Source organism: Pseudoalteromonas umbrosa, from assembly GCF_030125375.1.
GTDB lineage: Bacteria > Pseudomonadota > Gammaproteobacteria > Enterobacterales > Alteromonadaceae > Pseudoalteromonas > Pseudoalteromonas umbrosa.
Window position 1 is genome coordinate 209,781 of sequence record NZ_JASJUU010000003.1, and the last position, 24,725, is coordinate 234,505.

Consider the following 24,725-nt stretch of genomic DNA (forward strand, 5'->3'; position numbering starts at 1 on the left):
ATTATGTTTATTCATTATTTTATAAGGTTTGAAAGGAAATCATCATGGCCCTTGAATATGTTATCGAATCTAACACCAAAACGAATAAAAGCTTTATACACAACAGGCCTGTTAGGCAAATGCGTGTTTCGCAGTTTAAAACTAATATGCAAAAATCAATTCGTCGATTAAGAAAAAGTAAAAACTTAACGCAAAGGCAGCTGGGTAATATTCTGGGTGTCGATCAGGCGACTATCAGCAATTTTGAGAGTGGTAAAACGATTATGACTTTAGATCTTGCTTATGAGCTTATTCTCGTTTTTGGCTGTGACTTTTATGTTGAGTGTGATTTATCCGGGATTATGAGTTTACCTAAAGCGAGTTAGAATTATCTTAAATAGTCTCAAAATAGAGCTGAGAAAATAATTATTAAAAATAAGCCCAGAAGATAATTTATGGTCGAGATAATGCTGTGGCTTGGTAAAGTCCACAGCATTATGTGTTTACGGGTTTAGATAAACTAAATTTCGAGACAATGCGCTGCTGGTGATTGAGTGCTTAGCTGTTAAATAAAAACGCCCACAATAAGTGGGCGATGTTTTTTGCGTTATTCAGTAGCGTAATATTATTCAGCAGGTGCGACCCAAAGAACGCCGACAGACTTTTCGATGACTTTCACTTGCACGCCTTTTTCAATTTCCGTTTTACTTTTCAATTGCCATTGAATACCTGAATATTGATAAAAGACTGGGCTTTCACTATTCAAGTCTTGCTCTAGCGTAAAACTAATATCTGCAAAGTCACTGTCTACTTTTTTGCTATCTTGTTGTGACTGCATTGCTTTTAGTGGTTTCCATAACACACCAGCAAGCAAGGCTGTCAGCACACCATTTATCCATGCGGCATTTAACAAACTTGGCTCAACGAGCCCAAAGTACATGAATACGCCACTGGTGATAAGGGACAAACCTAAGAAAAACAGCACAAAGGTTGCAAACCCCAAGACAATGACTTCAATGCAAAGTGCAACTAGGCCAAAGATGATCAGTGCTTGGGGTAGATTGTCAGTTATAAACGTCATAACTTACCCATTTTTCTTGCTATTTAATGTGTTAATTATAGACATACCTTGCGCTACAAGAGAGCTTGCATCAGTTCCATTGTCAGGAAGTAACACGACGGAAGACTCTTTCGCGATGGCTTCTTTCGCAGAGATTGCCTTGGTAGCTAAGTCGAGTTGAATCGCTTTTTGACCTTCTTCAGTATTGGCTGCCTCACCGACTTTTTTAAGTGCATCAGCTTGTGCTTCTGCAACGGCTATGATGGCTTTTGCTTCACCTTCTGCTTTGAGAATTTGCTCGGCTTTTTCAGCCTCTGCGGCTAATACTTGTGCTTGTTTTTTACCCTCAGCAACATTGATTTCGGCTTGACGGTCACCTTCAGATTCTAAAATTTGCGCACGCTTTACACGTTCAGCTTTCATTTGCGCTTCCATGGCTTCCATCACAGAATTTGGCGGCACAATATCTTTAATCTCATAACGAAGGACTTGAATACCCCAAGGTTCAGACGCTGCATTGATAGCTGTAACAATATTGGTATTGAGCATGTCACGTTCTTCAAACGTCTTGTCCAGCTCCATTTTACCTAGCTCACTACGCATGGTTGTCTGTGCTAATTGAGTAACCGCAAAAACATAGTCATCAACACCATACGTTGCTTTGTATGGATCAAGGACTCTGAAGTAGAGTACCCCGTCAACCACAAGCGAGATGTTGTCGCGGGTGATCGCTGATTGAGAAGGGACATCGGTCGCTTGTTCTTTTAAGCTTCTATCGGCGGCAACTTGATCGATAAAAGGGATAATAAAATTTAAACCGGCTTCTTTAGTTGATTGATATTTACCAAAACGCTCAATTATCCAAGCGCGATTTTGTGGTACAAATTTAATTGAACCTTTTAAGATAAAAATGACAAAAATCAGCAGTACTGCTTCGATGGTGAACAAAAAGTTCAGTATTGTCGTGACTGGATCCATAAAGTTACATTCCTTATTAATAGTCTTATCTATACCATAACACGATGTCGGTAAGAGTTAAATTTAACTGTTTAGGCTAATGTAGTTATACTTATTTTTCTGCAGAAAATAACAAGTGTACGCACTTTGTTTGTCATTATTTTGTTATAAAAATTACCTATCCTAGATACTACAGCACAACATATTTTTTGAGGTATCGACATTGACCGCGCAGTACTACGAGCAGAATGCACTTAAGTTAGCAAAGCTCTATCAGTCAGACAGTTTCGAATCGTTGCATGCAAATTGGCTAACTCATCTAACACCTTATCTTAACCAGCAAAAGTTACAATTTCTGGATATCGGCGCTGGTGCGGGCAGGGATGCAAAGTTCATAGTCGAGCATAGCCAATGTGCCGAAGTCGTTGCCATTGAACCCGTCAGTTCAATCAATAGGTTAGGTCAAGCTTACACCAGAGATTTACCCATTGTATGGCTTAGAGATGAGTTGCCATGCTTGTATGAGGTGAAAAAGAAGTTTGAAGCATTTGATGTAATTTTGGTGAGCTCAGTTTTTAATTATCTAGATGACAGCGCTTGTGTACAAGCACTTTTAACAATTCGACAGTTGCTTAAACCCAAAGGACTATTGATAGTAAAGTTGAGACATTGCGCTGATAGTGTACATATGAAAGAGCGTGGATTAACGAATATAGAAGTCGATACGTTATCAATTATGGCAACTAGTGCCGATTTTGAATTAGAACTTGCCACCGACCAAGAGCCTGACGCGCAAGGCCGATTACATACGAAGTGGCAAACTCTGTTATTTAAACCAATTTGATTATGGTTTGGCGGAATTGACTCTTTAGATAGCAAGGATTTCTTTTTTATTACTTGCCGACCAGACTGTGTCGGCAGCGTTTTGTTGGTTCAACCAAACAAAATCTGTGTGCTCTTCATCGCATAAAGTGACTTTCAAATTATTTGGGACGCAAACACTAAACACATGTTCCGAGTTTATTTTGGCGTTACTTTCATAGCGGTGTCGCCATTGAGGCCTGATCTCATACTGGTTAATCGTATTATGTTGCTTAATTTTGATGCCTAAGGCATGGGCATCGATACCTGTCTCTTCTTTTAACTCTCTATATGCTGTGGTGAGTGGCTCTTCTCCTCTATCTATACCTCCTGTTACAGACTGCCAAAATTCGGGATCATCTTTTCTTTGTAAAATTAGAAATTGCTTATTTTCATTGTATATAACGACAAGAACAGATAACGGTTGGCGTAACATTATATTTTCCATAGATGTAAGTACCAAATTAGTATACCAATTGATACGAACCAGCGGGAGGTTTTAGGCATCTCACAGTTAAAAAAGCAAAAAAAAGGCAGGCAAAACGCCTGCCCAATCTCCAATAGCAATAAGTTTTGCAAAGGAAATACCCAATAAACCAACATCCTTATCAGTAAGCTCTACTTCTCGGGAGTTCTAGGAGCCGCTTCGAGAAGCGGTGTCTCCAAAGGAACAACATCATCCTACAATGATGTATTTAAAATGTAAACTATTTTGGAGTAAAAATTTTAATTTGTATCTAGTTTGTGTATTTTGTTTATAAATATTTTATGTTTATGCGTTTTTTCATATGCAAATCAAAAACCCAATAATTACATGTAAGTAGAAATTTCGCACTGAGTTAATTTACACTTCGTGCCTTTATTGGGTAAAATAAGTGATTTTTAACCTAATGAATTTTAACGTTTTTTATTTGTCTTAATTTGAGGTGCGATGTGAGTTAATTTTTGTTTGTTAAATAATTGTGTCTTTATTGGTCGTTTTCTTTGAAAGGTTGGAATATCTGATTTATCGAACTCTAACTATTTTTAGAGTAGAGCTGAGCAGCATAATTGGGGAAATTCTTAACTTAACTTGGATTTCGTTATGTTCTATACCATGCTTAGACGGAGTTGAAATAAAATACTGACATTATGTTTATAGCATTTTGGTTATCTGTGGTCGTTGTGATGTCGCCAAGCGAAATGTTCATGACTCTCAATCAATTAAAAGAACTCAATAGCAAAAATCCACAGCAAGCCGCGCAAGTTTTTCGCACTGTTCAATCTAGACTACCTAAAAAACCAAGTAGAGGGCTACTTGAGTTATATTTGGTTGGCTTAGAAGCGGGTGTCCGAGTCATTGATGCCGAAGTTGTCCAACACATTATGACAGTGCTTGAAAGCGACCAATGGATAGGGACTGTTGAGGGGGCTGAACTTGATATAGCAACAGCTGCTGCAATATATCACAGGCGAATACATGATTATGCCTATGCAGAGACTTTAAATGAGTGTGCTATATCTTATGCCGCTGATCCAAAAGAGTTTGCCAGAGTGGCGAACAATATGGCTGTAGTATTTCGATACAGTGGGCAGCCAGAAAAAGCGCAAAATATTTTGAATGAATCTCTGATGCTCGCCGAAGATAGGGAAATTGTTGCCAATATAAAAAATAACTTGGGCAATATTTATTTTGATCAAAAGAAATATCGTCATGCTCAACTTATGTATATTAGAGCGTTTCGCTTTCATTCAGAGGTTGGGCAATCGGGTTATGCGGCTGGTACCGGACTTAATTTGCTAAATACACAAATATATTTAGGTGATTGGCCGAGTTTTGAACGCTATCGCGCATCTGTTGCATTAGAAGTGAAGCAGAGCGGGCAAGACATGTTTAAGTTTTTTTTCATGTGGCAAACGTATCTCAATGAGCACCTAAATTATGACACGCCGTTATCTGAAAAAAGAGTTTCAGCGTTAATTGATACAATCCCACTATTGCTTAAGAGTGAATTAGGGCCATCTTTGTCTTATTATTCGAGTTTGTTTCAAAACGACAGATTGCACGTTACACTGCAAAGTCAACTTAAAAAAACACCGGATATCAAAACAGTACAAGAACCCAATGGCACCCGTGTTAAACTGGAGCGACTCTGTACAACCAGAATAATTGCAAAAAAGCACTACTTCAATCGTTAATATAATTTGTTATTGGTTAAATTTTGATTGATAATTTAGTTTCCTATTTCGGAAAAAATGTAAAGGAAACTATAATGAAGTTAATTAAACACGTAGCGATATTGTCATCGTTAATCGCACCCACCTTATCTTACGCCGCTATTCCATACCATAATGAGACATATCAATATACTCAACCAAATGGAGAGGTTGTATCCATTACTCTACATGGTAATACCTACTATGCAGAGCAAAGAGCACATGATGGTAGGTTAGTTGTTTACGATAAAAGCTTAGGTGGTTTGGCATATGCTTCAGTAAATAAAGCAGGCACTGAACTTGAGTCTCTCGGTATTCTTGTCTCTGATAAAGTACATACTGGTGAACGTGTTGCACACTTTGACATTCGTACCGAGGCAGGCTTATCGGAAAAAGCCATTCAAACCTTGGTTAATCAGAAGCAAAATGAGTTATTGCCAGCGATTGAAAGCCCGCTTTTATTGAGTACACAAAGTGCCAACATTGAGACTCAAGTAACTGGTCAGATCAAAGGCTTAACCATCATTATTGATTTTCCTGATGAGCGCGGTAGCATCACAAAGTCTCAGGTTGAACGCTTTTTGAACGATCAAAACTACACTGAATTTGGCAATGCCCAATCTGTTCGAGGTTACTTTCTTGAGGTATCTGACAACAAGTTAGATTACACCAATACCGTTACTGCATATTACACAGCAAAAAAAAATAAAGCTTATTATGCAGACTCAAGTTTAAGTTCGACTGTACGTTCTCAAGAGTTGATTAAAGAAGCATTAGATTGGCTTGAATACCAACAGGGGTTTGATTTTTCAACCTTGTCTACTAATAGCAGCAATCAGATACGCGGCCTCAATATTTTTTACGCGGGTAATTCTGATAGTTCGTGGTCAAAAGGGCTTTGGCCTCATATGGCTAGACTGAGTCCAAGATTTTGTGCTGATGGTGTGTGCACTGACCGATATCAAATTACAGATATGCGCGCCAGTTTATCTATTGGTACGTTTGTACATGAATCAGGTCACTTGATCACAAATTGGCCTGATCTGTATGATTACGATGGCAGTTCCCATGGCTCTGTCGCCAGCTATGGTGTCATGGGATTTGGAGCTATTGGTACGACGAATAAATTTAAACCGACTCCGCCTGTTGCACACTTCAGAGCAATTGCTGGATGGGATACCGTGACTGAGTTAAACCCTGCGGTCGACCAGAATGCGCCAAAAGGTGTGCTCGCGCATACATCAGGCGATCATTCATCATATAAGTGGACCAATCCAAATAATCGTAACGAAGCATTTTATATTGAAGCTATTCACCAATCAGGCCAAAACTCTGAACAGCCCGGTCAAGGCTTAGCAATATGGCATGTTGATTCAAGAGGTAGCAACTCTAATGAGTGGTACCCTTATATCCAAATGGAACATGCTGATGGCAATCGTGACCCTGAAAATAACCGTAATAGAGGTGACGGTACCGACTTATTCATGGCAAATGGGGAGTTTAGTAATTTATATCCAAATAGTTTGTCTTCAAAAGGGACTAATTCACTTTGGTGGAACGGCACCGATTCTGGGCTATCTATTTCTGGTATTTCAGCGCCTGCTAAAACCATTTCGTTTACCATAGAATCATCAGTTATTGAGCCGCCTAAAGGTGAAACTTATCGCGGGACGCTTAGTGATAAAGCGCAGCAAATTCAACCGAATGGCAGTTGGTTCCAGTACGCTGGTGGCACTATATCCCTTGATTTAACAGGTCCAAACAATGCAGATTTTGACTTGAAACTTGAGCGCTGGCAAGGGGGACGATGGACACAGGTAGCCATCTCCGAAACACCTACATCAGTGGAGTCAATTTCGTATAATGCTGCTAGTGGATACTATCGCATAGTTGTGTATTCATATTCAGGCGCAGGTGACTACACTTTAATTGTTAATAAGTAATTCCTTAGTGTAAAAGCTCACAATCACAAGTGGATCAGGTGCTTAGCCTTGGGTCCACTTTGTACATCCTGATCAACAAAAACTTTTCATCAATATTTTGTGCACATTTCCCTGTTAAACCTCTCTTACATCATCGCAACGAGCTGTTTTATGCGATGTGATTTATATAAACGAATCTCGTAAGTTAAAATTTAGTAAAATATTTGTTTGATCTGAAATTGAAAATCATTATCATTATTACCTGTAAAGGGGACTTTGCAGTATATAGCGTGCTTTTTACACACAAAATGATTAAGGAGTAATTATGTCTCGTAGATTTTTATTGACTGGCGCGACTGGGGTCGTGGGGCTCTCAATGATAGAGCTTTTATCACCAAATGATGAGATTGTTATTCTAGTAAATCAACGATCTTTTAGTGAGTTGCCTCAAGGGGTAAGTCAGCAAATTCAGGGTGATATCCGTAAAGCCAATTTTGGCTTAAGTGATGAGCAAATAGCTCAACTTGAAGGTATAGACTGTATCGTGCACAGTGCTGCACTGACAGATTTTACCGCCGATCCAGATGTATTAGCTGGGATAAATGTGGCGGGTCTTAAACACGCCATCCAATTATCTGAGCAACTAAACGTGCCGCTTATTCATATAAGCACTGCATTTGTAAAAGGTCGAAATGGTCATGATTTTAATAATTATGAGCAAAGCAAGCGCGAAGCAGAAGCTTGCCTCAGTGACAACATCACGGTTGTTCGCCCATCCGTGATTATTGGTGACAGTACACTGGGTTTGATGCCTAAAAAGCAAGGGCTACATAACATGCTTAAGCTGGCAACTAAGGAAGTTATCCCTATTGTCCCTGGAGATGCGAACACATTGGTTGATGTGATCCCACGAGATATTGTCGCTAAATGTATTTTGACGATAGTGGATAAAAAGTTGTCAGGTGAGTTTTGGTTAACTGCGGGCACTTTAGCTAAAACATTAGGCGATTTGCTTACACTAGGTGAAGATGATGATATCACATCACGTTACGATGTGCGTTTTAAAGCCCCTAAGTTGATGAGCCCGACCACATTTGAAAGGCTAGTTAAGCCTGTGTTTATGCCTGCGTTACCAAAACGTTTTAAACGTATGTTTGAAGAAACCTCTATTTATTTAAAGTATCTTGATATGTCAGAAGGTTTTCAATCTGATGTACCGCATCTAGCTGAGGTTGCTGGCGAGTGTTACAACTATGATGTACGCCATACACTCGCTAAAAACTTGGTTGCTTATGATCATCAGCACCCTTTGATCACTGAGCTTTCGGGAGCACAGTGACGTGAGAGAGGAAACACTCGAACTACTTAAGGCGCATAGTAACCGCTCAAAAGCGCGTTTATCTAGCATGATGAGCTTACCTATAGAGCAAAGTGCTCATTGTGCTGAAATTGTCGACGAAAATGGTAAAACCTATTTAGATTTTGGTGGGTTTGGGGTCTTTATTTTGGGCCACAAACATCCACAAGTCGTGGCGGCGGTTAAGTCACAAATAGACATTATGCCAATGAGTTCACGCACGCTTGTGAGCCCAAATTTGGCTTCTGCCAGTAAAAAGCTGGTGGATATTTGCCCTGATCCTATTCAATATGCCTTTTTCACTAATTCTGGTGCGGAATCTACAGAGCTGGGGTTGAAGCTCGCCAGAGCCAATGGCTGTAAGCATATTATTGCCGTGACGGGCAGTTATCATGGAAAGTCACTGGGGGCTTTGTCTGTAACACATCGTGATGAATTTCGCACGCCATTTGCGCCTTTGTTTGACAATGTTGAGTTTGTCGAACGAGACAATGTTGTAGCACTAAAAGCGGCGTTTGCTAAACACAAAGATCCAGTTGCTTTTATCGCTGAGCCTGTTCAAGGTGAGGGCGGTGTTTATGCCCTGAGCTATGAATTTTTACATACAGCCAAGCAGTTGTGTGAGCAATCAAAAGGCCTATTTATCTGTGATGAAATCCAGTCTGGGCTTGCGCGAACTGGCAGTATGTGGGCCATTGATAAACACAACATAGTGCCGGATGTCATGTTGGTTGGCAAAGGCCTCAGTGGTGGCGTGGTGCCGTGCGCTGCTGTGGTTGCTACAGAATCCGCTTTTGCACCCTTAAACAAAGACTTTATGCTGCACTCAAGCACCTTTGGTGGCTCTCCTATCGCGCTGGCTGCGGCTGAAGCAACGATTGATGTGCTGCTTAAAGAACAGGTTGCAGAACGGGTGTCCAAGATTGGGCAGAACATTGTGAGCAAATTAAAAAGCATTGCGGCGGCACATAACAACAGTGCTTCGCAGCAAATCATCGTGCGCGGAGAGGGGCTTTTGATCGGTATTGATGTTGGAACCCCAGCTCGTGCAGGCCAGCTGACTCTGTCACTTTTACATCACAACATCCTGACGAGCCACTCATTAAGTAATGCGTCTACGGTACGTTTAACCCCGTGTGCTTTTTTAGCTGATGAACAGTTAACACAGCTATATACCGCGTTTGAAAACGCAATTGACAAGATTTAAGGAAATACCATGAGAGACGTAAAATATACCCAAACAGTTAATGCATCAGCGGTAGAAGCATTTGAGAAAATTGCCGACTTCAAATCGTTTGAAAGTCATTGTCAGGCGGTGATCTCTGTTGATGTGACTGAGATTAATGAGGCTGAGTCTGAATCAACTTGGTTGGTGCATTTTCATGATGGAAAAATGTCGTGGCGCGAACGCGATATTTTCAACAAAAGTGACTTGAAGATTGAATTTACGCAAATAGAAGGGGATGCAGATATCTTTGAAGGGTTCTGGTCTATTGAAGCCCTTTCTGAAGGTCAATGCACAGTAACGTTTGATGCGCGTTTTTGCATGGGGATCCCAACGCTTGCGGATATCTTAGAGCCAATTGCGGAATCTGCTATCAAGCAAAATGTTGAGCAAATGTTGAGCGAGTTATTCGCCAGCCAGCAAGAGGCAGTTGCATGAGTACATTCCAAAACGCGCAGCATTTGCTGCGCGATACGTTGCCAGAATTGGCAAATTATTTGGCCGAAACCCCCTTTGACGCGCTAGAAGATGAGAAAAGCCAAGCCATCAATATATTCAGAGATACAGGTGGTGCACCTACTTTGGTGAAGCAAAAGTATGGTGGAAAAGGCTTGGATGCATGGCAAGCTGTGCAATTGCAAATGGCCATTGGTGGCGCATCACCATCGCTTGCAATTGCTGTTGGTATGCATCAGTTTTCGATTGCGACTTTGCAAGAAATGGCGAAAGTGGGTAATGGACTTGAGTCTTTGATGTTAGAAGGGATCTCTCGTTCAAACTTATTGGTGTCTTCTGCTTTTAGCGAAGGCCAAATAGGTAAAAGTATCTTAAAAAGCTCAATTGTCGCAAAAGAAGTAGATAAAGGTTATGTGATTTCAGGCGTTAAAAAGCCGTGTAGTTTAGCGCACTGCATGGATTTGTTGACTGCTAGTGTTCAAGTTGAACCTAAAGACGGAGAGCCTTACTTTGCTGTTGCCATGATTCACAAAGCGTGTGAGGGGATCTCGGTTGAAAAGTTTTGGCAAGCACCTTTTTTACAAGCTAGCCAAAGTGAAGCTGTCGTTTTAGAAAACGTGTTTGTGCCTCATTCAATGTTAGTGAATGTAGATGAAAAGTCTGCTTATCAGTCACATGTTGCCGGATTTGTGTGGTTTGAACTCATTACCTGTGCGTCATACTTAGGTATGGTATGTGGTTTAGTTGAGCGTGCTGGTGAGCTTGGCAGATTGCAAGGTACAGATAAGGCGCAGGCTCATATTCAATTAGAAGCATGTGCATTATCGCTCAAAGCAATCGCTGCAGATATGAATGAGCAAACTCAAGATACCTTGGCACAAGTTTTAAGCGTGCGCTATCACTTGCAAGATGTTTTAGCGAATGTAACGCAAAGCACACTGAGTTTAGTGGGGGGAATTAATTACATTAACAATGGATATTTTGCGGCGATAGCGCAGATTATACATGCATTTAATTTTCATCCACCTGCCAAGCATGCCATGTATGGGCCTTTGAATCAGTACTTTGATGGTCAAGAGTTGGAGGTGGTGTAATGCGTATAGCGCTGTGCAATATTGAAAATATGGCGACACAACCTGCCATCCTTCAGGTGTTAGAGACGCACAAGGATGAGATAAAGCTGGTGATAACCAGTGATCCGTACTCTAAAAAAAATGGCGGATTTTTAGCGCAAGCGTATAAAAATATGCGCTTTAGAGGGTATGGATTCACAGAGTATCTCTTTGTAAAAATGGTGTTTTTATCCCTGATACGCCCGTTGTTGAAATGCTTTGGTGTGGATGTGTTGCCCAGTATTGAACAGCGCTGTAACGAGCTGGGTATTAACTATATTAAGGTGAAAGACATAAACTCTGCCGATGTGGTTGAGCTTGTTAGAAACCAAAATATTGACTTTTTGAGTATTTACTATTTTGACCAAATTTTACATGACGAGATAATTAATTCTGCAACACAAGGCGTGGTTAATTTTCATCCTGCATATTTGCCAAAATGCCGAGGTTTGTTCCCGATCATGTTTAGCTATCTTTATAATGAAGAAAATTATGGTATCTCTGCACATTGGGTTGAAAATAAAGAGATTGATGCTGGGCCTGTGATCGCTCAAAGTGCGATAAAGGTGAATGGTGCGACATGTTTATTGGAGATAGATAGACAAGTGAGTAACTGTTTTCCGACTTTATACGGGCAAGTATTAGAGTTGTTGAAGTGCCAACAAGTGGAGGCGAGGGTTCAATCTCAGCAAAGTAGTTACTTCTCATATCCGACACGAATACATTTGCGTGAACTGAAAACAACTTTGCCTTTGATACAGTGGCGTTGGGTTGTACGCAACATAGGTAAGAAAAGTACACAATGATTGGATTAACAGAGACTTAATTAAAAATAAAATTGAATTTTTTTTTAGTATTTCTAGTATAAAAATCAAACAAGGGTACAATGAATACGGCTTTAGATAATTTATTCTAATTTCTATTGTACGACAACATTAGATGAGCGGACCTAATAGGCCGCTCTAGGTGTTTTAAATGCTTTATATTTGAGTTTACAAACATATGACACAATGCACTAAACTCTAGGCTGGTTTAGCAAGTATATAAAGTATAGAAATTCGCAAGGAACCATTATGAGAGTTTTATTGGGCTTAATGCTGTTAATGAATGCGCATTGGGCATGGGCAGATAACCAAGGTGCTGAGAAAGAAGGGCTTCCTGTCGCAGCCTATAGCTTGCAGCAAGCAACTGGCTTCCATCAGTTTCGTCAGGTAACAGGGCAAGTCGTTAAACATCAAGAGGCTGAGATTGGCTTTGAATTTAGTGGTGTATTGGAGGCTTTATATGCAGATCAAGGCGACACTATCAAAAAAGGGCAGATACTTGCTAAACAAAATACCCAGTTACTTGAAATTGAAAAACTAGAGCTACTTGCCAATCTAGACAAGATCAAAGCCCAATTGACACTGGCACAGCAAGACAGCGAACGGTTATTAAAGCTGAGTAAGTCGAACTACTCTGCCCAGCAGCAACTAGACCAAAACCGCTCTCAAATTGCGGTATTAAAAGCTGAAATTCAGGTGCTCAATGTAAAATTAAAAGGCATGGATGTAAGGCTAGATAAAGCACACCTCAAGGCGCCTTTTGATGGTGTGATTGCTATGCGTGAGGTGTCGATAGGCGAGGTTGTGGGGCCCGGTCAAATTGCGTTGCGAGTATTAGAGCAGAGCAATTCAGAAGTGCGCATTGGCGTGCCGCAAAATTTGTTGTCAAATATACAGCCGATGATGCCTATTACGATTGGTGGTAGTGTGTATCAAGCGCAAAAGCGCTCAGGCGGCACCAATTTAGATCCAATTTCAAGAACTGTACAATTACGTTTTGCTTTACCAAGCGATGCCGTTGTTTTTTCTGGTCAGATGGCTTCGATGATCATAGCGAAAAAGCGTGAGAAATTAGGATACTGGGTGCCAATGAGTGCACTCACCAATGGAACTCGCGGTACTTGGCAGATATATCAAATAGAGCAAGGACATTTACAACCGACAGCGGTTGAGGTGTTACATAGCGATGGGCAATATGCGTTTATAGATGGCGACTTGGAAAATGGCACTAAGATTTTAGCCAACGGTACACATAAAGTTGCTGCAAATATTAAAGTAGATATCGTCCAGTCGGTTGCGACTCGAGGTGAGCAGCAATGATAGCATTTTTGCTCAAAAACGTTCGATTTCAGGTGTTACTCATTGCACTGCTACTAGTGTCTGGCTTTGCCGCTCTAAGCAGTTTACCGCGCACAGAAGACCCCCGTATTATCAATCGTTTTGCCTTTGTAACTACGTATTTACCGGGCGCGTCTGCTGCCCGAGTTGAAGCCCAGATCACAGAAAAAATAGAGCAAAAATTAAAGCAACAGTCCGAGATCAAAAACCTTATTGCAATGTCACGCGCGGGGATCAGCGTATTAAGTATTGAACTTGAAGATGCCGTGACAGACAGCACGCCCGTGTGGTCTAGAATGCGAGATTTGCTTGCTGACGTGCAAATAGAATTGCCAGAAGAGGCCTCGTCACCTTTACTCGAAGACGATAGAGGCTATGCCTATACAAAAATTGTGGCACTTACTATAGAGCCGGATGAAACCGAGTCTTTATCTTTGCAGCAGGCCAAACAAATCGCGGTGAATCGCTACACCAAAGAGCTTCGCAATCAACTACGTAACCAAAGCGGTGTTGAGGTGGTTCATTTATTTGGTGTGGCAAATGAGGAAGTGAGAGTCACACTTGACCCAGCTAAATTAAAATTAGCGGGCTTATCATTCGAGCAAGTAGCGCATGCGGTAAAAAATGCGGATGCGAAAGTCTCTGCGGGGATGATAAGCAATGCGCAAATTCAAATGCAGGTTGAATTGAGTGGTGAGTTCAAGTCCATTCCGCGTATTGCGGCTATTCCTATTCAAAGTGACAGCCGCTACGGGCAAATACAGCTTAGTGATATTGCCACAGTTGAGCGTATGCTGGTTGAACCGCAGCAAGAGATTGCTTGGGTAGATGGGTTGCCCGGCGCGTATCTAGGTATTCGTATGCTGCCTGATGTGCGCATTGATAAGTTTTCAGATCAGATTGATGCATTGTTAAACGAATTTAGTAAAACATTGCCAAACAATATCCAAATGCATAGCCTGTTTGACCAAAAAGGTTACACAGAGGATAGATTAGGCAGTTTATTAGATAACATATTGCTCGGCTTTGTACTGATTTTGGCAGTACTGTTTGTCACTCTGGGCCTCAGAGCTGCCATTATTGTTGGCATGGCACTACCTTTGACCGTGATGTTTACTTTGGCCTGTATGAATATATATGGCTTGCCTATTCATCAGATCTCGGTAACTGGGTTAGTGGTAGCGTTGGGTATTATGGTTGATAACGCCATTGTGATTACAGATGCCATACAGAGATACCGCCAGCAAGGTTTAGCTGTGATTAAAGCGGTGTCAAAAGCGGTGCACCATTTTTGGTTACCACTATTGAGCTCAACATTGACCACCATTTTGGCATTTATGCCAATTGTGCTCATGCCAGGTCCATCTGGTGAATTTGTTGGTGGTATTGCGCTGAGTGTTATCTTCGCATTGATAGGTTCCTATCTTATTTCACATACCTTGATTGCCGTATTTGCAGGTAAATATGTACAAGTCGATGCGCAAAATAGTTCAGGCTTTTTAACACAAGGCATCAGGCTAAAAGGGCTTAGTCAGGTCTTTGAACAGTTACTCAGTCGCTCTTTGAATAAGCCATTGTTAACAGCGCTGTGTGTCATGGTACTCCCGGTGATTGGTTTTATTTCTGCTGGCAAATTGACGGAGCAGTTTTTCCCGCCCGCGGATAGAGATATGTTCCATATTGAAGTTCGCTTGTCCGACAATGCCAGCATACATGCGACCAAAGCATTGGTGAAAAGAATGGATGCGCATATTTTAAAACACGAGGGGATAGAGCGTTTAGATTGGATGGTCGGACGTAATATTCCGATTTTTTATTACAACTTGATGCAAAGAGATAAAGGCGCGCGAAACTACGCTCAGGCCATGGTCAAAGTGACAGACTTTGAGCGTGCCAATGAGCTTATTCGAACTTTACAAGTGGAACTCGATCGCGCGTTTCCTGAGGCACAAACCTTGGTCAGGAAGCTGGAGCAAGGCCCGCCATTCAATGCGCCGATAGAAATTAGGATATTTGGCCCTGATCTCGATAATTTAGCGGAATTGGGCCAGCGGGTTAAGCAAACCGTTATTGCACACCCTGAAGTCACACATACGCGTACAACATTGCAGTCGGGTGCTGCGAAGGTTGAGTTATTGGCGCAAGAGTCGCAACTTATTCATGCAGGTGCACAAGCTCAACGTGTTGCTACGCAATTGCAAGCTCAGTCTCAAGGCGTGACTGTCGCAAGCGTATTGGAGGATACTGAAACGGTGCCTGTTAACTTAAGATTTGATAATCAATATCGCGATGGGCTGGATGGCCTTGCTAATGTTGAGATCATGGGCAACCAGTCTTTATTATTGTCAGCATTTGCTACAAGTCATATTGTGCCTGAGCAAAGTACTATTCATCGCCGTAATGGCGAGCGCTTAAATGTGGTTGAAGCATTTTTACAAGCGGATGTACTACCCGCGAAGGTGCTGAAAGACCTTCAACTTCAACTCGAAAAGGAGCAGTTTACTTTACCTGTTGGTTATCGTTTAGAGATCGGTGGTGAGTCTCAGCAGCGAGATCAAGCAGTGGGAAGTCTGCTGGGGAAAGTTGGGGTGATTTTTGTTCTGCTTATTACTGTGTTGGTACTGACTTTTAATTCTTTTACTACAACAGGGCTGATCCTCATCACTGCATTTCAGTCTGCCATGTTAGGGATTTTAAGTGTATACATCGCGGGTTTCCCATTTGGATTTACCGTGATCATAGGCTTACTTGGTCTAATGGGACTGGCGATTAATGCAGCCATTGTGATTTTATCTGAACTCAGGGCTAATGAAGCGAGTACTGTCGATGAAATTGTAACAGGTGTGATGACATGTGCGCGGCATATCACTTCAACAACGATTACAACTGTAGGCGGGTTTTTACCGTTAATTTTAGCGGGAGGGAGTTTCTGGCCACCGTTTGCAATCGCGATAGCGGGTGGAACTGTGTTAACGACCGTTTTATCGTTTTTCTTTGTGCCGAGTTGTTATTGGTTAATGCAAAAAAAGCGCACGACTTCGTTTATTGCAAGGGTTAAGCGTTTAACGACTTAGGTCATAAGATTAATACTATATGGCCAGTATGTATACTGGTCATATCTCCCTATATCTTAAAATAAAAATTTTTCCTCCATTTTATTTGCATATTCTCTGATTAAAATTGCTGTATTCAAGTTACGACCTTGAATAATACCTTCCAAGCAAGCAGAGTCACATGGATGTGACTTTTTATACTCCATACTTTTCCAAATTATCAAGCTAAATTAACTATGCAAGCCGCTATTACATTCAATTGAAAGCTGCAAAAAAACACAGAAAAAGCTATAGCCTATGGAGGGTTATAACATGTTTCGGCATATTGTTTTGTATGCCACCTGTAGCGGAGAAGGTGGGAACCATTATCTATTTTTGTGTCAATTGTTCATTGAGTAAGTATCGTTTGATAAGTGTTTAAATGGCTTTTTATAAATGACTAACTTTATGGCATCTTCTTTTTATTGTATTTGAATTTGATTAAAAAGTTTGTAGTAAAAACGAATAGGCTGAAATGATAGAGAGTATATAATTTTCTTATTTTTTTTGTTAAGTACACTTTATGAGTGCATAAAAATATATTAAAAAGCTTACGTAATTATATGTGTGAGCTTATGACTTGGGCTTACTTATCTTGGATTGTTACATATATGTACTATCATGTGAGTGAACCAACGACACCCTTTTTCAAATACTGTGTTTGGGAATGGGTTATTACCACCAGCAACATTAGGTGTTTGCATTACAGGGATAGTTCTGCTGTTAGTGGATAGTGATTAATGGCTTTTTATTTATTCTCAGTGTCATACTTTTTTTTGTTGAACATATAACTCATCATTTAAGTTATCAAAATTTTAAACTTTGTTAGATGTTTTTGGTGTGTTAAATGCATTTTTCATTAATCGATTAAAGTTATGGCAATCCAAATGATTAGAATTTGGACAGTTTGCTACTTTAATTAGCTCAGCTTCAATAGTCTGTAGTTGTTTGATTTTATGAGAAATATCCTGAGATTTTTGAATCAACATATTTCTGTCTATTTCAATATCTTTACCATTAAAAAAAGAGGCGATTTCGTCCAAGGTGAATCCTGCCGTTTGACCAAGTGCAATAACTGATAACTGTTCGATAATATTATCCGAGTAATACCTTCTTAAGCCGTTCCTGCCAGCAGGTTTGATGAGGCCTTTAGATTCATAATACCTTAGTGCAGAAGCATTAATTCCCGTTCTTTTAGTTACTTGGCCTATATTTAACATATCAAATCCTTATTGAGTGAGTTGGCTTTTTTGTTACTTTGTCACATAAATGAATAGTTGTTAAGTACAAAAGCACTTTGTTAACAATAATTTGGTGGTAAGCTCAAAATAATTGCAAAAAAATAGTTAATCACTGGATGGTTGGATGTAAAAAAGGTAAAATCTTACAAAGCATAGATTTATTCCTCTTATTTTGTTTAACACGAAGTTACACTTAAATTGATTAAAGAGGCATAGTTGGGGTGAGCTTTGCCATATTCAGTAGACTCAGTATTATTTAATGTCATTGTCCATCGTGGCTTTCAGCTTTCTCTTTTCTTTACTGCAATATATTTTATTTATGATGGCCGCTTAAAGAGGGTTATTAAATTATTCGCTAAGCCATACAAATTGAAGCACTACCCTGACAAGCGTTTTTTGTCTTGGAGTATTACTTTTTTTGTTATTTTTATACTGCAATTTACAGATGAGCCAATTAATAGTGCATTGCTAGATGTAGAAATGGAGACAATGTTAAGGCGGAAGTTATTTTATTTTTTCAAGATATGCTTTGGTTTTACCTGTATACTGTGTATTTATACGCTTCATTCTCTTTGCAGATGTGTATTTTCTTCACCTACGAGATATTGCATTTATATCCTGCTCACTACCATAACCACTAATTTTATAGAGCTTGTGCTTAGAGGCTTTTTTGATATCAATGTATTTATTCCTATATACCGGTTCTTTGGTGCATTACATTACATTTTTCTGACGCTTGTACTTCTATCATATCCATACTGCCGAACTAGAGTATTGAGAAGGAAAGTCAACGAGGTAAGCTAAAAGTTTATGGCTAAAACTTTTGCTATGTCATGTAATAGGTTTCTTACATAATTCGAACTTTCACTTACCATCAAACATGCTTTCGCTCCTTGTCGTCTCTCATTTCTTGTTAATAGCTTCACTTGGAGATAACACTTTAGGCTTTGAATAGTTGTGTTGTTTCTAAGTCAGCACTAGTGTACTTTATTGTGGTTTTTACATCTTCATCCCTTTTTAAATGGGCTTTTAGCAATATGCACAATCAGGGTTTGACTAATAAAAGTTTTGAGAGTGGTCTGTGTTTAAGTTTATAGCTGAAAACTACAACGTTATTCCATTTCGAAGCTTTCAGTTTTTTATGACGATGGCACTTTTCTATTTAATTTATGAAGTGAAATGCCATGGTGCAGCAATTTTCTATGATCGAACTATAGAGCTGAAAACCGAGACCGATAAAAACCTTGTTTCTTGGGGGATCACTTTCAGTATTCTTTATATAATGCAATTTGCGGACAATCCGATGAATCACGCAATTATTGATCTTGATGTAGATTATTTATTTAGAAGAAAGCTATTCTATTTGATGAAAATGGGCTTTGGGCTCATGTTTTTTATATCTCTATACGCACTGCATGCACTTAGAGGCTGTTCATTTTCTCGTGTTACTCGAAGCATATTTTATCTCTATACAGTTCTAATTACGATACACTTTTTACAGTTCATTTTAAGAGGATATATTGAGACAGATGTACTTAGCCCTCTTTATCGTCTAAACGCCATGCTCAGCTACTTTCTTGTCACAATAACTATGTTATCACACCCTGTATCCCAACTTTATTGTCGCCATAAGGAGAAGGTAAGAGATGACTCTAAGTAGTTTCTTCATAGTTCTACGCCGTTTGCATAGGTAATCGAATATTTAGCGCAGTTTTGATTATCCTGCCAGTTTAATTGTTTTGTTACGGTTATTTGTACACCGTAGTAATCGGCCATACCAGCCAATACACCTTCAACCAGATCGAACATTCTGCGTGCTGAAGTATAAATAAGCTGTGCTTCAAACAAGGAAAGCGTGTTGTATTGAAATGTTGGCGGCAGCGCATCTGGGTAGAGCTTTTTAAGTTCTATATGATGTAAGTCATCTAGTTGTTGCAATACATAGGCAGGGTGTGTGTAATCAGTGAAATGCTTAGGTAGTAACCCTGACAACCTTGGGTAAAGCCATTTACCAAAACTAAAATGCGCTTGTGCGAGTGTAATACCGATTTTATTAATAACGATATCGACCAATTCAATAAGGTGCTCATCAGGGTAATTTTCTGTCCGTACAAATGCGGTGTTAGTATCAAACGAGCAGGCTTCGAAAGCGTCATATAACACTTCTTCGCCAGCTACTTCAGTGACAAACTCTTCAAGTAAGATAAAAATATGACCTTTCATTAAGCAAACTCCGGTTTAAATGGCAGACTAATGGTAAAGCGCGTACCTTTACCCTCTGTACTTTCAACGGCGATTTTTCCTTTGTGTTGCTGAATGATTTTGTAAGAAATCGATAGGCCCAATCCTGTGCCTTTACCGACCGGCTTAGTGGTAAAAAATGGGTCAAATATATTACGTAGGTTTTGCGCTGATATCCCCATGCCATCATCGGCAATAGTGACGTAAATATTGCGCTCATCAAAGCTGCTGATGATGTCAATTTTGCCAAGCTTCTCAATTGCTTGACCGGCATTGATTAATAAGTTTAAAAACACTTGGCATAACTTGTTACCACTACATACAAGCTTGGGTAACTTGCCAAGCTGGGTGTTCAAGGTCGCGTGATGTTTAAAGCTGCTCTGTGCCAAATTGATTGCTTGATCAAGGACTAGGTTGAGATCCTCTGGTACCATTTCCTCGTTGTCGATATGTGTGTAGTTGCGAAGCTCAGTGACAATTGACGCAATCTTATTGAGGCCACACAAGGATTCATCCATCAAATCTGGGATATCATCTTGAATAATGGCCACGTCGTAGCTGGATTTGAGCGCTAACATTGCTTGCTCGTCTGGTGCCATTTTTTCAAGGTCGTCCTGATACGCAAGTAAAGTAATGAGATACATTTTAAGCGTTTCAATATTCGATTTGGCATAGCCAGTAGGGGTGTTGAGTTCATGTGCGACCCCCGCAGAAAGCTGCCCTAGAGAGGCCATCTTCTCTTGTTGAATTAATTGCACCTCTTGCTTTTTGAGCGCCTCAAGTGCTTCGCAGAGTTCTTCATTCGCTTTGTACAAGCTTCGCGCTCTGGACTCGAGCAAATCTTCAGCGTGTGCTTTACCTGCTAGCGCACGTTGAAGCTTTTTCTCAAGTAGCGCGATGGTTTTACTTGCTTCTAGTGTTGTCATGCAAATCCAATCTAGTCGTTACATTTACTAACATCAAAGCAAGAATAGCTCCAATTTAGCTATAAATAGTAATTTTGTATTTTTTACGTTGGAAAAACAATGAGTAAGAAAATGCTAGCCTCAGTTTGAAGAAGAATGTAAAAGCATTTTTTGCATATTGCAAAGACCTAAAAAGGCGAAATTAATTCTCAAAATGCGAAAACTCAATACGCAAAGGCTGTGAGTCTCAATTTGCGAAAAGCGAAGCTGTTTTGCAAACTGGTACTGGCAGATGCTGCCAAAATATATGCCGTTTGCGCCAAATGAAGTTGGGAGTGGTTGCCTTCACTTTTCTTACTTATTTGCTTTTTAGCTTCCTCTTGGGTAGGCAGGTAAAGGATTAAAAATGCCTCTATATCAATCATATTGAGGAAAATAAAATGATGTTTAAAAAAAGTACACTCTGCGCAGCTTTGGCATTTGGTTTGTCAAATTATGCGATGGCGGGCTGCGGCGGTTTAAGTGACGGCGCAAGCGCTTATATTGACGGCGATACACTAAAAATTAATGGCACGAATAGCAGCGAGAAGTTCACGCTGAGTGTGTCTGGCGATAATTTGAAGGTCACTCGAAGAGTGGGCAACAGTAGTAGCTGCGATAGCTTTTATTTGAGCCAAATTGACGAGGTTTATGCTGTGCTTCACAGTGGCAATGACACCTACAATGGCAAGGATGTCAATGTCATTCAAAAGGTGTATGGCGGCGATGGTAACGACCACATCACCACAGGTCGTCAGAACGACTATATTCGCGGTGGAAATAATAACGATACGATTTTTGGTAACAGCGGCAACGACACCATTTTAGGTGACAATGGCGATGATGAAGTGGATGGCGGTTATGGAAATGACTCTATCCGCGGCGGTAGTGGCCATGACAAATTACTGGGCTCGTACAACAACGATACAATTTTAGGTGACAACGGCGGCGACCTCATCATGGGTGGTCAAGGTGAAGATAGACTGTACGGCGGCAATGATAATGATTACATCGGCGGTGGGTGTGTGCTTGAAAACGCCAATGGCGGTGATATTTACGATGCACCGCACTGTGACCACAGTAAAGATGGCGCTGATAAGCTGTACGGCGGCAACGGCCATGATGTGCTAAGCGGCGGCAGAGGCAGCGATACTTTACATGGTGATGACGGCGACGATTACCTTGCGGGTAACGAAGGCCGTGAAGACCGCTTGCATGGTGGTGACGGCGATGATGCGTTGTTTGAAGATGGCGACGGCAATTCAAACAACAAGCGTTGGCACAAAGCATGGGGTAATGACGGCGACGATATCCTCGTGACCAACGGCGAGTTCTCCGATCAAGAAGGGGGTAAAGGAAACGATGTGATCATCGCGCTTTCAACGGGATATGATGCCAAAATTGAAGGCGGTAAAAACGGCGACTACATTTGGACTGGCGACAGTGCTCCACAAGGTTCATGTGGTCAGGGCAATGACAAAGGTATGGTCTTTCTGGACAAATGCGAAGGCACGACTTGGGTAGATGACTACCAAGGCTTGCTGTCAAAAGTGGATAAGCGCAGTAACTTTGATAACCCCTATTTTGATGCCGCTGATGCCGTAGTAGAAATGGATAACTCGTACTCAGGCTTTAAAAATGGCTGGCGTAGTTATAAAGAAAACCAAAAGCCGCATGCTTTGTATGACATAGTGTCATCATCGGTGTTTTACCGCTGGTTAGATAACCGCGCGACCACGCCTTGGTCATATTACGAGTGGAAAGTGTCATTTAACCCAGGCAATGGCATGTATGGTACATATACTCACTGTATGGAAGACAATGTGGCTTATAACTGTGTATGGCAAATCGGCCAAAGCCAGCAATGCTACAATAAAGACGGTAATACAATTTCATGTGACTAACCTGATCTGGTAATTAGGTTATCAACCAAAGCCCACGTTTGTGGGCTTTTTTGGTGGTGGGGTTATTGCTGCTGGATTGAGTATTGAGTGTAGGAGCTATGTTGAGTACGTGCGGTTGTGTATCAACTAAGTTTTATAAAGCAAATGGATTGTGGGGCAAGCCCGCAATGACGGGTGTTTAGATTGAAGCTGAGCCCCAACTGCGTCATCCTGACGAGCGTCAGGATCCATATGTTGTTCACTCAAAGGGCCAACATTCAAGTTGTTTAAAAGAATGGATTGCGGGGCAAGCCCACAATGACAAATGTTTAGATTTAAACAGAACCCTAACCGCGTCATCCTGACGAACGTCAGGAACCATTTTGATTCACCCAAAGTGCCAACCATTCAGATTGTTTAAATAAATAGATTGCGGGGTAAAAGCTCACAATGACAAATGTTTAGATTGAAAGCAGATTTCAAATCCCGTCATCCTTACGAACGTCAGGATCCATATGTTGTTCACTCATAGGGCCAACATTCAGGTTGTTTAAAAGAATGGATTGCGGGGCAAGTTCACAATGACACATGTTTAGATAGAAAGCAGGTTTCAAATCCCGTCATCCTGACGAAAGTCAGGATCTATTTTCTGTTCACTCAAAGCGCCGACTATTCAGATTGTTTAAAAGAATAGATTGCGGGACAAGCCCGCAATGACGGATGTGTAGAGCGAATCAGAGCTACAACCGCGTCATCCTGACGAAAGTCAGGATCCATTTTGATTCACTCAAAGCACCAACCATTTAGGTTGTTTAAAAGAATGGGTTGCGGGGCAAGCCCACAATGACGAATGTTTAGATTTAAGCTGAGTCCAAACTGCGTCATCCTGACGAATGTCAGGATCCATGTGTTGTTCAATTAAAAGCACCGATCAGTCAAGGTGCATAAAAGAATGGATTGCGGGGCAAGCCCGTAATGACGAGGTTGGGAGTTATACATGTCTAAAATTTATCACTCAGTTCTAACCCTACGCCACCCTAAATTCTATTCAGGGCCCATATCTGCTATTCTCACCCGAAAACTCAACACATCAAACAAATCATAAATGCAAATAACAAAATAGATGTAATTGCATGTAATGGATGTCGACAGAATAAAAAGGTTATATTGGAAAGTTTTCTAAATTTTAAATGCTGTTCTTGTCACATTAAATTCAAAAAAATCCCGAATATCCGAGCTAAAACACTATAAATAGTGTGGGAAATCGTGTTAAATGATGGCAAGCTATAAATTAATTAATACAAAGTTATTTGTTAATAGCAATTAGTTAGAAGTAAGCGGTTAAAGGACTTTTGAATCGCGTATAGCAGGACCTATCAAAGTCAGTCATTGTCTATACGTGCCACCGCAGAGTATTATTTTTTAAGGTGAGCGATGTCCGAGTCTACTTTCCATTATTACAGTCAACATGCCCAAGAATTTGCAGATGCTACTCTGAATGTAGATATGCAGCCACTGTACACGCCTTTTTTACAAGCACTGCAAGATAAACCCAATTCGCAGCTGCATATTCTCGATGCAGGATGTGGCAGTGGACGTGATGCATTGGCATTCAAAAAGCAAGGTTTTCAGGTAAGCGCGATGGATGCTTGTCCTGAGTTCGTCGAAATTGCTTCCAACCTGCTAAACCAACCAGTGCAGCACGCACGCTTTGAATCATTCGATCACGTCGCAGAGTTCGATGGTATTTGGGCGTGTGCCAGTTTATTGCATGTTGAACATCGCCACTTATCAAGCGTTATGCAAAATCTAGAACAAGCACTCAAGCCTAAAGGGGTCATGTATGCCTCATTTAAACATGGGCAAGGTGAACGAATGCACGGCGAGCGGCACTTTTCAGATCTCGATGAAAAAGGTCTCGGGCAGTTACTTGAGGGGTTACCCTCACTGGATGCCATTAAAGTATGGGTGACAGAAGATAGGCGGCCCGGGCGAGAGAACGAACTTTGGTTAAATTGTTTACTTAGGAAGGATTAA

20 protein-coding genes are annotated in these 24,725 nt (G+C 40.7%); 14 read left to right on the forward strand and 6 right to left on the reverse strand.

The features are described 5' to 3' along the window. Nucleotides 1-44 precede the first annotated feature (44 nt). Nucleotides 45-365 carry a helix-turn-helix transcriptional regulator gene (locus QNM16_RS10975; protein WP_237139430.1) on the forward strand — a complete coding sequence of 107 codons (321 nt, stop codon included), beginning with the start codon at nucleotides 45-47 and terminating at the stop codon, nucleotides 363-365. A 239-nt stretch (nucleotides 366-604) separates the two neighbouring features. Here the strand turns inward: QNM16_RS10975 and QNM16_RS10980 are convergent, their stop codons facing one another. Further along, entirely contained in the window at nucleotides 605-1,060 is a 456-nt protein-coding gene (locus QNM16_RS10980) for an NfeD family protein (RefSeq protein WP_284020527.1), read from the reverse strand. A gap of 3 nt (nucleotides 1,061-1,063) precedes the next feature. Beyond that, nucleotides 1,064-2,017 carry an SPFH domain-containing protein gene (locus tag QNM16_RS10985; RefSeq protein WP_063360469.1) on the reverse strand — a complete coding sequence of 318 codons (954 nt, stop codon included), beginning with the start codon at nucleotides 2,015-2,017 and terminating at the stop codon, nucleotides 1,064-1,066. Between the two features lie 202 nt (nucleotides 2,018-2,219). Here QNM16_RS10985 and QNM16_RS10990 point away from each other — a divergent pair, with 202 nt between their 5' ends. Beyond that, nucleotides 2,220-2,840 carry a class I SAM-dependent methyltransferase gene (locus tag QNM16_RS10990; protein ID WP_284020528.1) on the forward strand — a complete coding sequence of 207 codons (621 nt, stop codon included), beginning with the start codon at nucleotides 2,220-2,222 and terminating at the stop codon, nucleotides 2,838-2,840. A 24-nt stretch (nucleotides 2,841-2,864) separates the two neighbouring features. Here QNM16_RS10990 and nudB read toward each other — a convergent pair whose 3' ends face one another. Then, nucleotides 2,865-3,293, reverse strand: coding sequence for a dihydroneopterin triphosphate diphosphatase (gene nudB, locus QNM16_RS10995; protein ID WP_284020529.1), 429 nt, complete (start codon nucleotides 3,291-3,293; stop codon nucleotides 2,865-2,867). A 695-nt stretch (nucleotides 3,294-3,988) separates the two neighbouring features. Here nudB and QNM16_RS11000 point away from each other — a divergent pair. The 9 genes from QNM16_RS11000 (at nucleotide 3,989) to QNM16_RS11040 (ending at nucleotide 16,361) form a co-directional block, all read left to right on the forward strand. Continuing rightward, the gene (locus QNM16_RS11000) at nucleotides 3,989-5,035 is read left to right on the forward strand and encodes a tetratricopeptide repeat protein (RefSeq protein WP_284020530.1); all 1,047 of its coding nucleotides are present in this window, start codon (nucleotides 3,989-3,991) and stop codon (nucleotides 5,033-5,035) included. A gap of 74 nt (nucleotides 5,036-5,109) precedes the next feature. Beyond that, nucleotides 5,110-6,996 (forward strand): M6 family metalloprotease domain-containing protein, encoded by a 1,887-nt coding sequence (locus QNM16_RS11005; protein WP_284020531.1) that lies wholly within the window; start codon nucleotides 5,110-5,112, stop codon nucleotides 6,994-6,996. Between the two features lie 304 nt (nucleotides 6,997-7,300). Beyond that, nucleotides 7,301-8,314 (forward strand): SDR family oxidoreductase, encoded by a 1,014-nt coding sequence (locus QNM16_RS11010; RefSeq protein WP_284020532.1) that lies wholly within the window; start codon nucleotides 7,301-7,303, stop codon nucleotides 8,312-8,314. Nucleotide 8,315: 1 nt separating this feature from the next. Beyond that, nucleotides 8,316-9,539: an aspartate aminotransferase family protein gene (locus QNM16_RS11015; protein WP_284020533.1), complete on the forward strand. Its 1,224-nt coding sequence runs from the start codon at nucleotides 8,316-8,318 to the stop codon at nucleotides 9,537-9,539. 9 nt (nucleotides 9,540-9,548) lie between these two features. Further along, a complete protein-coding gene (locus QNM16_RS11020) occupies nucleotides 9,549-9,995 on the forward strand; it encodes a type II toxin-antitoxin system RatA family toxin (RefSeq protein ID WP_284020534.1) in 447 nt (148 codons plus the stop codon). After that, nucleotides 9,992-11,107 (forward strand): acyl-CoA dehydrogenase family protein, encoded by a 1,116-nt coding sequence (locus tag QNM16_RS11025; RefSeq protein ID WP_284020535.1) that lies wholly within the window; start codon nucleotides 9,992-9,994, stop codon nucleotides 11,105-11,107. The genes QNM16_RS11020 and QNM16_RS11025 overlap by 4 nt, the downstream gene beginning before the upstream one ends. Beyond that, a complete protein-coding gene (locus tag QNM16_RS11030) occupies nucleotides 11,107-11,931 on the forward strand; it encodes a formyltransferase family protein (RefSeq protein WP_284020536.1) in 825 nt (274 codons plus the stop codon). Before QNM16_RS11025 ends, QNM16_RS11030 begins: the two co-directional genes overlap by 1 nt. Nucleotides 11,932-12,198: 267 nt before the next feature. After that, nucleotides 12,199-13,269 carry an efflux RND transporter periplasmic adaptor subunit gene (locus tag QNM16_RS11035; protein ID WP_284020537.1) on the forward strand — a complete coding sequence of 357 codons (1,071 nt, stop codon included), beginning with the start codon at nucleotides 12,199-12,201 and terminating at the stop codon, nucleotides 13,267-13,269. Continuing rightward, the gene (locus QNM16_RS11040; protein WP_284020538.1) at nucleotides 13,266-16,361 is read left to right on the forward strand and encodes an efflux RND transporter permease subunit; all 3,096 of its coding nucleotides are present in this window, start codon (nucleotides 13,266-13,268) and stop codon (nucleotides 16,359-16,361) included. Before QNM16_RS11035 ends, QNM16_RS11040 begins: the two co-directional genes overlap by 4 nt. An 833-nt stretch (nucleotides 16,362-17,194) precedes the next feature. Here QNM16_RS11040 and QNM16_RS11045 read toward each other — a convergent pair. Then, nucleotides 17,195-17,599, reverse strand: a complete 405-nt coding sequence (locus QNM16_RS11045; RefSeq protein ID WP_284020539.1) for a helix-turn-helix domain-containing protein — start codon at nucleotides 17,597-17,599, stop codon at nucleotides 17,195-17,197. Between the two features lie 1,102 nt (nucleotides 17,600-18,701). Here QNM16_RS11045 and QNM16_RS11050 point away from each other — a divergent pair. After that, nucleotides 18,702-19,280: a hypothetical protein gene (locus tag QNM16_RS11050; protein ID WP_284020540.1), complete on the forward strand. Its 579-nt coding sequence runs from the start codon at nucleotides 18,702-18,704 to the stop codon at nucleotides 19,278-19,280. Nucleotides 19,281-19,285: 5 nt separating this feature from the next. Here QNM16_RS11050 and QNM16_RS11055 read toward each other — a convergent pair whose 3' ends face one another. Together QNM16_RS11055 and QNM16_RS11060 are read right to left on the reverse strand one after the other, a co-directional pair. Next, nucleotides 19,286-19,843, reverse strand: coding sequence for a heme NO-binding domain-containing protein (locus QNM16_RS11055; protein WP_284020541.1), 558 nt, complete (start codon nucleotides 19,841-19,843; stop codon nucleotides 19,286-19,288). Further along, nucleotides 19,843-20,787 carry a sensor histidine kinase gene (locus tag QNM16_RS11060; RefSeq protein ID WP_284020542.1) on the reverse strand — a complete coding sequence of 315 codons (945 nt, stop codon included), beginning with the start codon at nucleotides 20,785-20,787 and terminating at the stop codon, nucleotides 19,843-19,845. Before QNM16_RS11060 ends, QNM16_RS11055 begins: the two co-directional genes overlap by 1 nt. Before the next feature lie 419 nt (nucleotides 20,788-21,206). Here QNM16_RS11060 and QNM16_RS11065 point away from each other — a divergent pair, with 419 nt between their 5' ends. Together QNM16_RS11065 and QNM16_RS11070 are read left to right on the forward strand one after the other, a co-directional pair. Next, entirely contained in the window at nucleotides 21,207-22,709 is a 1,503-nt protein-coding gene (locus QNM16_RS11065) for a calcium-binding protein (RefSeq protein ID WP_284020543.1), read from the forward strand. Nucleotides 22,710-24,122: 1,413 nt separating this feature from the next. Beyond that, nucleotides 24,123-24,725, forward strand: a complete 603-nt coding sequence (locus QNM16_RS11070; RefSeq protein WP_284020544.1) for a class I SAM-dependent methyltransferase — start codon at nucleotides 24,123-24,125, stop codon at nucleotides 24,723-24,725.